The sequence below is a fragment of the Staphylococcus sp. HMSC067F07 genome, from assembly GCF_001837405.1.
GTDB lineage: Bacteria > Bacillota > Bacilli > Staphylococcales > Staphylococcaceae > Staphylococcus > Staphylococcus capitis.
In genome coordinates, this window is the sequence record NZ_KV832237.1 from 242,001 (window position 1) to 254,488 (window position 12,488).

10 protein-coding genes are annotated in these 12,488 nt (G+C 34.3%); all 10 read right to left on the minus strand.

Translation table 11 applies throughout. From position 1 onward, the window contains the following. Positions 1 to 4 precede the first annotated feature (4 nt). The 10 genes from HMPREF2706_RS08105 to recG all read right to left on the minus strand — a co-directional run bounded on the left by HMPREF2706_RS08105 (position 5) and on the right by recG (position 12,372). Positions 5 to 337, minus strand: a complete 333-nt coding sequence (locus tag HMPREF2706_RS08105) for a putative DNA-binding protein (protein WP_002435170.1) — start codon at positions 335 to 337, stop codon at positions 5 to 7. Further along, positions 324 to 1,583 carry a signal recognition particle-docking protein FtsY gene (ftsY, locus tag HMPREF2706_RS08110; protein ID WP_030064764.1) on the minus strand — a complete coding sequence of 420 codons (1,260 nt, stop codon included), beginning with the start codon at positions 1,581 to 1,583 and terminating at the stop codon, positions 324 to 326. The genes HMPREF2706_RS08105 and ftsY overlap by 14 nt, the downstream gene beginning before the upstream one ends. After that, entirely contained in the window at positions 1,580 to 5,149 is a 3,570-nt protein-coding gene (gene smc / locus HMPREF2706_RS08115; protein WP_049428527.1) for a chromosome segregation protein SMC, read from the minus strand. The genes ftsY and smc overlap by 4 nt, the downstream gene beginning before the upstream one ends. A gap of 126 nt (positions 5,150 to 5,275) precedes the next feature. Continuing rightward, the gene (gene rnc / locus HMPREF2706_RS08120; RefSeq protein ID WP_211181602.1) at positions 5,276 to 5,989 is read right to left on the minus strand and encodes a ribonuclease III; all 714 of its coding nucleotides are present in this window, start codon (positions 5,987 to 5,989) and stop codon (positions 5,276 to 5,278) included. A gap of 140 nt (positions 5,990 to 6,129) precedes the next feature. Beyond that, the gene (locus HMPREF2706_RS08125; protein ID WP_001830184.1) at positions 6,130 to 6,363 is read right to left on the minus strand and encodes an acyl carrier protein; all 234 of its coding nucleotides are present in this window, start codon (positions 6,361 to 6,363) and stop codon (positions 6,130 to 6,132) included. A gap of 453 nt (positions 6,364 to 6,816) precedes the next feature. Continuing rightward, positions 6,817 to 7,551, minus strand: a complete 735-nt coding sequence (gene fabG, locus HMPREF2706_RS08130; RefSeq protein WP_002435264.1) for a 3-oxoacyl-[acyl-carrier-protein] reductase — start codon at positions 7,549 to 7,551, stop codon at positions 6,817 to 6,819. Then, complete coding sequence (gene fabD, locus HMPREF2706_RS08135) at positions 7,544 to 8,470, minus strand: ACP S-malonyltransferase (RefSeq protein WP_002435219.1); 927 nt, start codon at positions 8,468 to 8,470, stop codon at positions 7,544 to 7,546. Before fabD ends, fabG begins: the two co-directional genes overlap by 8 nt. After that, positions 8,463 to 9,449: a phosphate acyltransferase PlsX gene (gene plsX, locus HMPREF2706_RS08140; protein ID WP_002435190.1), complete on the minus strand. Its 987-nt coding sequence runs from the start codon at positions 9,447 to 9,449 to the stop codon at positions 8,463 to 8,465. The genes fabD and plsX overlap by 8 nt, the downstream gene beginning before the upstream one ends. Further along, positions 9,442 to 10,011 carry a transcription factor FapR gene (fapR, locus tag HMPREF2706_RS08145; RefSeq protein WP_037582574.1) on the minus strand — a complete coding sequence of 190 codons (570 nt, stop codon included), beginning with the start codon at positions 10,009 to 10,011 and terminating at the stop codon, positions 9,442 to 9,444. The genes plsX and fapR overlap by 8 nt, the downstream gene beginning before the upstream one ends. A gap of 312 nt (positions 10,012 to 10,323) precedes the next feature. Beyond that, a complete protein-coding gene (gene recG, locus HMPREF2706_RS08150) occupies positions 10,324 to 12,372 on the minus strand; it encodes an ATP-dependent DNA helicase RecG (RefSeq protein ID WP_049428526.1) in 2,049 nt (682 codons plus the stop codon). Positions 12,373 to 12,488: the final 116 nt, after the last annotated feature.

Sequence of the window (12,488 nt, forward strand, 5' to 3'; positions counted from 1 at the left end):
ATTACTACTCTAACTCTTCTAATTGAGCGATATATTCTTTTAGTAAATCTGGATTATTAAGAGATTGTTTCATTAAATCATAAATTTCTTGGCGTTTCTCAAATCTTCTATATAAACCTAGTTTAGTTTCATAATCTTCTACTAAATCGCCAGTTCTTCTTATATTATCATAAACTGCCTGTCTACTCACTTCAAATGTATCAGCGATTTCACTTAATGAATAATCTCGTAAATAAAATAATTCTAAATAGCTTTTCTGCTTTTGAGTTAATAATGATTGATAAAAATCAAACAAATAATTCATTCTAATTGTTTTAACTAAATCATCTTGGCCCATCTTGAGTACCTTCTTCAGTTTCATTCGATGATTCATCAATTAATTCATCAGGAATATCTTCATTTTGTTCGATCATATCAGCAAATAAACCGTATACGTAACTTTCAGGGTTAAATGGTTGTAAGTCATCAAGTTTTTCACCTAAGCCTACATATTTAACAGGGATATGCAATTCATTACGTATGGCAAGAACGATACCACCTTTAGCAGTACCATCTAATTTGGTTAATACAATACCTGAAACATTTGTCACGTCTTTAAATGAACGCGCTTGTGACAACGCATTTTGACCTGTTGTAGCATCTAAACATAGTAATGCTTCATGAGGTGCATCAGGGATTGCTCGACTAATTACACGTTTCATTTTATCAAGTTCTTGCATTAAGTTAGATTTATTTTGTAGACGACCTGCAGTATCACAAATTAAAATATCTACACCTTTATTTTTTGCGGCGTTAATTGCATCGTATACTACTGCTGCTGGATCAGAGCCTTCACTCTGACTTACAACTTCCACGCCTACACGGTCTCCCCAAACTTTTAATTGTTGGATTGCGCCAGCTCTGAATGTATCTCCAGCTGCAAGCATCACTTTTTTACCTTCTTGTTGATATCGATATGCTAACTTACCAATTGTAGTGGTCTTACCCACACCATTGACACCAACCATTAAGATAACGTTCAATCTACCATCTTCAAGATTCATTGCTTCTGAATGATCGTCTTCTTGGTGATAAATCTCGACAATTTTTTCAACAATAACTTCACGTAAATCTTCAGTTTCCTGAATATTGCGTCTTTGCGCTTCCGTACGTAATTCATCTGTCAATTTCATTACTGTATTGAAACCAACGTCAGCCGTTATAAGCATTTCTTCAAGTGCTTCAAAGAAATCTTCGTCTACTTTTCTATAGCGTGCAATTAAATTATTTAACTGTTCTTGGAAATTTTGACGTGATTTTTCTAAACCAGCTTTAAATTTCGCACCAATTTTTTGGGCTTCAATTTCTTCAAAGTCCTCAATTGAGATTAAACCATCTTCGTCGAAATCAGCTTCACTTAATTTTTTTGGTTTTTTCTTAGGTTTAGGCTCTTCGATTATATCAGTGACATTGGGTTCACCTGATTCACTTGATGCATCCGAATCACTTGTTTCGTCTGATTCCACATCTTCAGTTAATTCTTTTTGAATCTCATCTTCACTTTTACCTGAAAATTTATCTTTTAAGCGTTTAAAAAAACTCATGCTTGTTCCTCCTTCATAACCTCATCTATAGTATTTAGGTTAACGCTAACTAACTTAGAAACACCTGACTCTTGCATTGTGACTCCATATAAACGGTCAGAGAACTCCATCGTTCCTTTACGATGAGTAATAACTATAAATTGTGTTTGTTCTGATAGTTCATTTAAGTATTGAGCGTAGCGAATCACATTCGCTTCATCTAACGCTGCCTCTACCTCATCTAGTATAACAAATGGAGCAGAACGTACCTTAAGAATTGCAAATAATAATGCTATAGCACTTAATGCACGTTCACCACCGCTTAATAAAGAAAGATGTTGAAGCTTTTTACCAGGAGGTTGAACAATAATATCAACACCTGCTGATAAGTAATCATCCTCTGTTAAACGTAGTTCAGCTTGTCCGCCACCGAATAATTGTTTGAAGACAGTTGTAAAGTGTTCCTGTACCGCATGGAATGTTTCTTTAAAACGTCCTTCTACTTCACGATCCATTTCATTAATGATTTGTTCAAGTGTCTCTTTAGCTTCTCTTAAATCTGTGCGTTGCTCATTGAGGAAGGTATAACGTTCATTTAATTCCTCGAACTGTTCAATAGCATTTAAGTTTACTGGACCCAACTCATCTATAGACATCTTCGTAAGTTTGACTTTCTTACGTAGACTTTCAATAGGTTCATTAGATTCATATAAAGCGCGTGCTCTCTCTACAGTTAACTGATATACATCATTCAGATGGTCTATCGCGTGATTAATCAACACATCTAATTTTGATTGTTTTGCTTTAATATCTTGATAATGATTTTCGATAGCTAAAATATCTTGATGACAAACTTGAAGCTGACTTTCATTATTCTCAATCGTTTCATTTAGATTGATACGTTGTTGTTTAAGTTCTTCATGTTGTTGATTAAGCTGATCACGTGCCTCTTCTTGTTCTTGAATTTGAGATTTCAAATCCTCAAATGCTTGTTCACCCATCATTTCGTCAGAATTAAACAGCCTTATTTTCTCTTCAATAGTCTTAATTTGTTGCTGCGTTGATTCTTGTTGTTTAACTAAACGTTCAATCTCGACTTTTTGAGATTTTATTCGCTCTTTCACCACTGCTAAATCGGATTGTTTTTGATGAAGTTGTTGTTGAGTTTTAGTTGTTGATTCTTTACCTTCTTTAGACAATTGAGTATAACGTTCAATTTCACTCTCTAATTCAGTCAATTGTTGTTGGATTTCAGATAAACGCGCCTGTTTTTGCGTTAAAGTTTCTTTACTTTTATCACTTTGATAACCATCATTTTTCTCAAATTCAAATTCTTCATGTTCGTTCTTAAGATGCGTCTCTTGTGTTTTTAAACGATCTAACTCTAATTCATGATGATGCACTTTTTCTTTTAACGTATTATATTGTTGGCTCGCATCGAAATACTGCTCACTTAATTGTTCGGACTTGTCTTTTAATTCTTTAAAATGACGTTCAAAATCTGCAGTTTGGCGTTGATAATCCTCAAGTTGATGACGCATTTTTGATAGTTCATCCTTTTGAGAAAGAATACTTTTCGATTTTCGTGCACCACCGCCAGTCATTGAACCACCAGGATTAACTACATCTCCTTCTAAAGTTACAATTCGAGTACGATAACGTATAGCTCTAGCTAATTCATTAGCATGTTTTAAATCATTAACGATGATTGTATTTCCTAATAAATTTTCAATGACACTTTGGTACTTGGAAGAAACATTTACAGCATCTGACGCAATATTAATAAACCCTTCAGTTTGACGAGCTATCTCTTTAATATCTGACGCAATATGTCGTGGCTTAATAACATTTAAAGGTAAAAATGTCGCACGCCCTAAATTGCGTTGCTTTAAAAATTGAATCGCCTGTCTCCCATCTTTCTCATTATCAACGATGACATGTTGAAGTGATGCACCTAAAGCTGTTTCTATTGCTTGAGTCATTTGAGATGGAACATCAATCACTTCAGCTACTGCGCCATGAATTCCTCTCAATTCGTTATCTTTAGCTTTGAGAATGTGTTTAACCCCATTGAAGAAATACGTATAATCCTCCTCTTGAATAGCTAAACTATCAATTCTAGATTTTAATTTTTCATTATATCTGTAGGCTTGATACAGCTTATCTTCATATTCAGATTGCTGTTTTTTAGATTTGGTTAAATCGTTTTCAAGACGGTGAATGTGTTGTTCCGCTTCAGTTAAAGCCTTCTTAGAAGTTTTATAACTTTTTTCAGTTTCATTAATATTATTTTGTATCTCTTTTAACTGATTAAATGCTTCAACAAGTCTCGAATCTAATCTAGATTTTTTTGCCTCGTTTTCATTAATCGTATGTTCAAGGAAACGTATATCATTATTAACGTCCGATTGTTCAGACATTAGCGTATAATAATTATTCTTAATTTCTTCAAGCTTTTCATCGTGTTGTTCATCAGATACGTACAGAATTGACTCTAGATCTTGTACTTCTTTATTTAAATGTTTCTGTTTATCTTTAAGTTCATTTAACGTTTCTTCATTTTGTTGCTTTTCATGATTAATCGATTCAATCTGAGCATTCAAGTTCTCAAGTTCTTCTTCATATCTAGCATTTGTTTCTGATTGATTCTTTTTACGTTCTTCTAATACATTTAATTTCCCAGTGAGTTGTTCATATGTTTCTGTTGTTTTAACTAATTCATAGTTTAATTTTTCAATATCATAATCAACTTGCTGACGTTCGCCCTTGAACTTTTGCAACAATTGATTTACCAGAGCTTGTTGTGCTTCTTTATCTGCTTGCTGACTTTTCAACTCATTTAAACGTTGGTCTAATTTAGTGTTATCTTCCGTATATTGATCGATGTCATGTACCGTAACGATAACATCACTTTGTTCCATTTGTTTGGATAACTGTTGATATTCTTTAGCAATTGCTGCTTCTTCTTTAAGTGGTTCAACTCGACCTTCTAAATCATATAAGATATCTTCAACACGAGTTAGATTATCTTCAGTATGATCTAACTTGTTAATAGATTCAGCTTTCCGCTTTTTATATTTTAATACGCCAGCTGATTCTTCAATAATTTGTCGTCGGTCGATAGGTTTAGCGTTTAAAATTTCGTCAACTCTACCTTGTGAAATGATGCTGAATGCTTCTTTTCCTAAACCTGAATCTAAAAAGATTTCAATAATATCTTTTAAACGAGCACGATCGTTATTTAAGTAGTATTCACTTTCTCCACTACGGTATAGACGCCGAGTGACTACTAATTCATCTGAATCAATCTGCAATTTTTTAGAATGATTATCTAATTTGAGTTTTACTTCAGCATAGTTTTGAGCCTTTCTATGTTCTGCTCCTGAAAAGATAATATCTTCCATTTTAGAACCACGTAACGATTTAGCTGATTGTTCACCCAATACCCATTTAATTGCATCAGTAATATTACTTTTACCACTACCATTAGGACCAACAATAGCTGTCACACCTTTATCAAATTGGACATTGGTATGGTCGGCAAAAGACTTAAATCCTATGGCATCTATTGATTTTAAATAAACCATCTTATTCTCCTTATCACATTCATGTTGAGTTTATCAGCATATCACAATACAATCTCATTATTACTATTTCTAATTAATTAATAATTATGTATGCGTATGCTTCTCTATAGATGTCACTCATCTACATTAAAATGACTCATTTTTCTTCATTGACTTATAAGCTTGCTCGGCTGCCTTTTGTTCGGATTCTTTTTTCGTCTTTCCTTTACCCTCTGCAACTGCATTATTTTCTAAAATAACTTCAGAAGTAAATAACCTATGGTGGGCAGGACCCTCTTCTTTAATAAGGCGATAGGTCACATCACCTTTATTTTGTCGATGTACGTATTCTTGAAACTGTGTTTTAAAGTCGACCACACCAACTAATTCATCATCTTCTACATATGGGAAAATGACTTTCTCAGCAAATTTCCATACAGTATCTAGACCTTGGTCTAAATATAAAGCACCTACAAATGCTTCAAAAGCATCAGATATTAATGATGGTCTAGTTCTACCGCCTGTTTTTTCTTCACCTTTACCCAATAAAATAAGTTCATTTAAATCAATTTTATTTGCAAATATTACAAGTGAGGGCTCACAAACAATTGTTGCACGCATCTTTGTCAGATTACCTTCTGGCAAATGAGGATGCTTATCAAACAAATAGCGTGAAACCGTCAATTCTAATACCGCATCACCCAAAAATTCTAAACGTTCATTATGATCAAGTCGATTCATATTAAAATCATTGATAAAACTCGAATGTGAGAACGCTTGTTGATACAAATCGATATTATTAAAATTAAAACCCCACTCATTCATTTTTTTGGTAAATTTTTGTTGAAATTCTTTGACCATCTCTCTCTTTTTATGGTTAGCCACTGCCTAACCTCCTAACTCTAAAATAAATAATTATACATCTTAATTTTACGTGAAAATAAAGTAAAACTAAAGAAAAAATCTGAGCCGACGTGAGTGACGACTCAGATGTAAGTTTATTATTTTTCTAAGCTATTGATGTACTTAACAGCATCACCAACAGTGTTGATTTTTTCAGCTTCTTCATCAGGAATTTCAGTACCAAATTCGTCTTCTAATTCCATTACTAATTCAGCGATATCAAGTGAGTCAGCGCCTAAATCATCTTTAAATGATGCATCTTCAGTTACTTTGTCAGCATCAACACCTAAACGGTCAACGATGATATCTTTTACTTTATCGAAGTTTTCCACGTCGATTCACCTCCTTTAAAAGTGTCTATCCATAGACTACTATATTTTCCCATTTTACTTTCTAAAATACAAGTAGAATTTTTAGAAACACTTAGCACTTTAGTGCTTAGTGTTTCTTATGCAGTTACGCTAGTAACTGTAATCCTTAAGATGCACTTTAGTGCTTATATAGTATCACTTTCATTTTAATGATTAGTGATACTTACACAATGGCTTGTCCATTGTGATCATTAAAAAGTAATTGCCTTAATACGCCTTTTGTTACAACCGCTTTGCGGTTGCATAAGTAACACTAACTTTCACTTCGTGAAAGAAGTGGAGTTGCACTTCATGACTTTCTTGAAACTTCTTTTATTCTCATTTCTCTTGTCATTCGTGCTTATTTTGTGGATTACAACCGCTTTGCGGTTGCATAAGTAACACTAACTTTCACTTCGTGAAAGAAGTGTTACTTTACATATACATACCACCATTAACATGAATTGTTTGACCAGTGATATATTTAGCTTTATCTGAAGCTAAGAATGCAACTGTATTAGCAATATCAGTATCTTCACCAAAGCGTGCTAACGGAATTTGCTCTAACATTTGATCTTTAAGTTCATCACTTAAAGCATCAGTCATATCAGAAACAATAAAGCCTGGAGCCACTGCATTAACAGTAATACCACGTGAAGCTAACTCGCGAGCAGATGATTTAGTTAAACCAACCACTCCTGCTTTAGTTGCTACATAGTTTGCTTGGCCAGGATTACCCACTGCACCAACAACACTTGATAAATTAATAATCGCGCCTCCACGTTGACGTAACATTTGAGGCGTCACTTTTTGAATGCAATTAAATACACCTTTTAAATTTGTGTCAATCACATCGTCCCATTCTTGTTCTTTCATACGCATTAATAAATTGTCTCTAGTAATACCCGCGTTGTTTACTAATACATCAACAGAACCAAATTGACTTACAACTTCTTTAATCATAGCCTTCACTTCGTCGCCATTCGCCACATTAGCTTGAATAGCAAAGCTATCTACACCTTTAGCTTTGATTTCTTCAACAACAGCTTCTGCTTTATCTTTACTACCTGCATAATTGACAGCTACATTATAGCCCTCTTCAGCTAATTGTAATGCGATGCTACGTCCAATACCACGTGAAGCACCTGTAACTAAAGCACTTTTACTCATTTTCATTCCATCCTTTCACATCTTCAAGTGTTTGAATTGAAGTAATTTTAACGTCTCTATTAATTTTCTTAATTAATCCTGATAATACTTTACCTGGACCAATTTCAATAAAGTGATCTACACCTTGTTCAATCAACCACTCTGTTGATTTTATAAACTGTACAGGTGAATATAATTGTTTAACCATATTATGTTTAATCACTTCCGCGTCCGTTTCACCTTGTGCGTTAAAGTTTTGGACAACAGGGAATTTGGCATCATGCCATTCAAATTCATTAATGTAAGAAGCGAAATCTTCTTCAATCACGCTCATCATAGATGAATGGAATGGTCCTGAAACTGCTAGAGGAAGTACACGTTTAGCGCCTAAAGTTTTTCCTTCTTCAACCAATTTATCAATTAAAGTTTTATGACCTGAAACAACAATTTGTCCTGGTGAATTAATGTTGGCAGGTTCAATTATTTCTTCTTCATTAGATAAATCTTTACAAATTTTATCAACTTCTTCGTAGTCCAATCCAAGTACAGCAGCCATACTACCTACACCATTAGGAAATGCTTGAGCCATAAGTTGTCCACGTTTACGAACGATCTTAACTGCATCTTCAAATGAGAGTACACCACTTGCTACTAAACTTGAATATTCACCTAAACTATGTCCCATTGTGTAATCAGCATTTAAATTTTGTAACGCCTCTAACAGTGCCACACTATGAGTTAATAAAGCTGGCTGAGTATTCTCAGTTTCACCTAGTTTACCTTCTTCATCAGTAAACATTGTTTCTAATAAATCGAAATCAAGTGCTTCTTGTGCTTGATTTAAGATTTCAGTTGAACGTGTTTCTTCATTATATAAGTCACTTGCCATTCCAACTTTTTGAGCTCCTTGACCAGGAAAAATAATTGCCGTTTTACTCATTTTTACCACCTACCGTTTCTCTCATTGTTTGAACTATATTTTCTTCTCCAGCGATTTTAGCTTGTCTAATGGCTGAGTAAAATGCTTTAGCATTTGAACTACCATGTGCCTTTACAACAGTTCCATCTAAGCCTAAAAGTACTGAACCACCATATTCGGAGTAGTCCATTTTCTTAGAGAATGCGTCTAGGTCTTTCTTAAGAATAGCACCCGCAATTTTATTTTTAAAACTACCTAAAATAGTTTCTTTTAACATTTTACCAATTGATTTTGCTGTACCTTCTAGATTCTTTAATACCATATTTCCGGTATAACCATCGGTAACAACTACATCTGTATTACCATCCATTAACGTTTTAGCTTCAATGTTACCTTGGAAATTAAATGAATGATCCTTTTCAAATAATTCATAAGCTTTTTTAGTTAAAGAATTACCTTTAGCTGCTTCAGTGCCTATGTTTAAAAGTGACACTGAAGGATTCTTTATACCACGAATCTTTTGAGCATAGATATTACCTAATTGTGCGTATTGTAATAGATGTTCTGCCTTAGCATCCGCATTAGCTCCTACATCTAAAAAGACAAAGCCCTTTCCATCCATTGTTGGTAAAGTAACTACTAATGCAGGTCTTGAAACACCTTTTATACGACCAACAATAAATAATCCTGCTGACATTAATGCTCCAGTGTTTCCGGCCGAAACACATCCATGAGCCTCTCCAGATTTAACAGCTTCTGCCATCTTCACCATTGAGCTATCTTTCTTACGTTTAATTGCACGAACAGGTTCATCTTCCATTTCAATTTTTTCAGAACAATGTCTAAAATCAATACGATCATGATTTAAGTTGTATTGTTCTTTATCTCCAAAAAGAATTATCTCTAAATCTTTAAAATCTTCTACAGCCTTTTTAACTGCATCGAGTACGATACCTGGTGCATCATCTCCACCCATCATATCAACCGCAATTTTAACCATTGAATTCATCCTCACTTATATAAAACATTTTAAATTTCCCTTTAAAAACTAATTTATCTTTCACATATGAATTAACTTCTATAATATAGTGCTTACATGTTTTATCTATAACTTGAGCCTTTGCTCTTACCGTATCATTTAATTTCACTTTTTCGATAAATTCAACCTGACTTTCATGTGTCAGTACTGTTGGATTATGTATTAATGCCACGCACAAAGAATTAGCCTGGGCAAAGAGAATATGCCCTCTAGCAATTTGAGTTTTAGTAAAGACAGTATCTTCAGTAATTTCTATTAAAGACTGTGCTTCAATATCAGGCTCAACTTGTATTAAATCTCCAATAATTTCATTAGCTTCAATCGATCTAATTTGGCCATAATTTTGTTCTGCCACTAACTTAATTCTTTTACGTAACTCAGGAATATTTAAATGCGTACGGTCTAAGCGAATTGTTTGAATACTCACTCCAAACTTTTCGCAAAGTTCATTATCAGTAATAAAGGGGTTAGCATCAATTGCATTTTGAATAGCTATTCTGCGTTCGTCTTTCTTTAGTTTCAAACTTTCACCCCTCATTTTAGTACCAAGTCTTAAATATTCCTAACATATCATAACACTTTCTGATTCAATTCCTCAACAAATAACTGCAACGTGGCTTTTAATTCATTAAGAATATCTATCACCGATTTCTAGAAATAAATTATTAACTAAGGTTATACAACATCAGTGGTCCTCATAGTGCAATTTAGTTTTAATATATTTTCCTACTTTCAGACCGGTTGCATTTCTTTACGAAATGCTCTGTGTAGGGCAACGCCCCAGCTTGCACTGTCTGTTGACTTTCGCTCTCGAAAGTCTCTGTGCTGGGGCCCCCTAATCAAAACTGGTGTGTAGGAGGTTGTTTTGAATGAAGTTTCTAAGTTGTGTGTAGTGTTGTTGGAAGAATTGTCCTGATTGTATGATTTCGGCTGCTTCGTCTCTTGCTACTTCTAACATGCGGTAGTCTTCTACTACGTTTGCCACGAGGAAGTCTGGTAGTCCACTTTGTTTGACTCCAAAGAAATCTCCTGGACCTCGCATTTCTAAATCTCGCTCACTTAGTTCAAATCCATCTGTAGTTTGAGTCATAATTGTCATACGCTCTATACCTGTCTCTGTCTTAGGAGAAGCAATAAGTACACAATAACTTTGATGTTCACTTCTTCCCACACGTCCACGTAATTGATGTAGCGTAGATAAACCAAAACGATCTGCATCATAAATCATCATAAATGTAGCATTAGGAACATTAACGCCGACTTCAACTACAGTAGTTGAAACAAGTATATCAATGTCTTTATCACTGAATCTTTGCATCACTTCATCTTTTTCATCAGAGGTTAGTTTACCATGTAATAATCCAACTTTTTCAGCGCCATAATATTCTTGTAACGATTCGTATAGCGCAACCACATTTTGAACATCTTCTAAGTGCTCTGAACTCTCTATCAATGGACAGATGACATATGCTTGTCTACCTTTACGTAATTCACTCGTCATTTGTGCTAAGACTTGCTCATACTGTTCATGTTTAGCCCAACTTGTGATGATAGGCTTTCTACCTTTAGGTAATTGCTTAATAGAAGAAACATCCATTTCTCCAAACACTGAAATCGCTAACGTTCGAGGTATTGGTGTTGCTGTCATAAATAAAACATTCGTCATAGCACCTTTTTCTCTCAACATTTGACGCTGGTTAACACCAAAACGATGTTGTTCATCTGTAATCACTAAACCAACATTTTCAAAAACTACATCATCTTGAATGAGTGCATGTGTCCCTATTAAACAATCAATTGAGCCATTCTCCAACTGCTCTAACAGAATGCGTCGTTTCTTACCCTTAACCGAGCCAGTTAAAAGTGCGACATTCATCGTATCTCCAAATAATTCAATTAAACTTTCAGCATGTTGCTCAGCCAATATCTCTGTCGGTACCATTAAAGCAGATTGGAAACCTGCTGTTTTCAATGCGTACATACAAATTGCCGCGACTACTGTTTTACCAGAACCTACATCTCCTTGAAGTAAACGATGCATTCGAATGGGTGCCTTTAAATCTCTAAATATTTCATTAACACTTGTTTTTTGTGCATCTGTGAGTTCGAAAGGCAAGCGATTGATAAATTGTTTAACTTTAGATATATCATAATCGATTTCAATCGCTTCATCTGATGACTTCTCTAAACGATTCAACCACTGCATGCGTAATTCAAACATAAAAAGTTCTGTAAAGGCATATGTGCGACGTGCTTTTAAAAGACTTTGTTTATCCTTAGGGTGATGTAAAGTGCGTAGTGTATATTCTAATGTTTCTAATTTATACTTTTCTCTTAAATCGTCTGATAACCACTCATGTATCGTGACATCCTCTAATGCCTGTCTAATGTTATCTCGAATTTGTTTCTGTTTAATACCTTCTTTAATACGATACACAGGCTCTAACTGAACATCATCTTGAGTTGTTTGTTCATTAAAGAACATACGATTCCCATTAATTTCTTGCTTAGCACGATTCCACTTGCCTTTGACAGTCACGGTACCGTGTAATTCAATTTTCTTTTTCAGATAAGGCTGATTGAAGAAGACACACTTAACCGCAATGTTGTTCACCATTATATGAACGGTTAATTTAGACTTATTTCTACCAAAAAAAGCTACCGCTGGTGTCGAATATACTTCTCCTTGTACAGTAACTGTCGATTGATCTTCAGCCTGGTTTAGGTCAATCACAGTATTATCTTCATAACGTGTAGGTAAATAGAGTACAAGATCTTCTACAGTTTTTATATTTAATTCTTCTAATATAGTTAATCGTTTCGGACCAATTCCTTTAATTTTGTCTAAAGTGTAAGGACTTTCGATTAAATGTACTTTTGTCATGATCCATCACCTAAAACTTTATAATGTTTTTCTCCAATAGTCATTGTATATTTTATCATGTTCATCCTAATTATTTGATTCACACGCGTTATTTATTTTGAAAATGAATCCTAAAT

Bases quoted from the DNA above. Each gene is read 5' to 3' on its own strand.
- HMPREF2706_RS08105 (WP_002435170.1), bottom strand. From the start codon at position 337: ATGGGCCAAGATGATTTAGTTAAAACAATTAGAATGAATTATTTGTTT.
- ftsY (WP_030064764.1), bottom strand. From the start codon at position 1,583: ATGAGTTTTTTTAAACGCTTAAAAGATAAATTTTCAGGTAAAAGTGAA.
- smc (WP_049428527.1), bottom strand. From the start codon at position 5,149: ATGGTTTATTTAAAATCAATAGATGCCATAGGATTTAAGTCTTTTGCC.
- rnc (WP_211181602.1), bottom strand. From the start codon at position 5,989: ATGGTCAAAGAATTTCAACAAAAATTTACCAAAAAAATGAATGAGTGG.
- fabG (WP_002435264.1), bottom strand. From the start codon at position 7,551: ATGAGTAAAAGTGCTTTAGTTACAGGTGCTTCACGTGGTATTGGACGT.
- fabD (WP_002435219.1), bottom strand. From the start codon at position 8,470: ATGAGTAAAACGGCAATTATTTTTCCTGGTCAAGGAGCTCAAAAAGTT.
- plsX (WP_002435190.1), bottom strand. From the start codon at position 9,449: ATGGTTAAAATTGCGGTTGATATGATGGGTGGAGATGATGCACCAGGT.
- recG (WP_049428526.1), bottom strand. From the start codon at position 12,372: ATGACAAAAGTACATTTAATCGAAAGTCCTTACACTTTAGACAAAATT.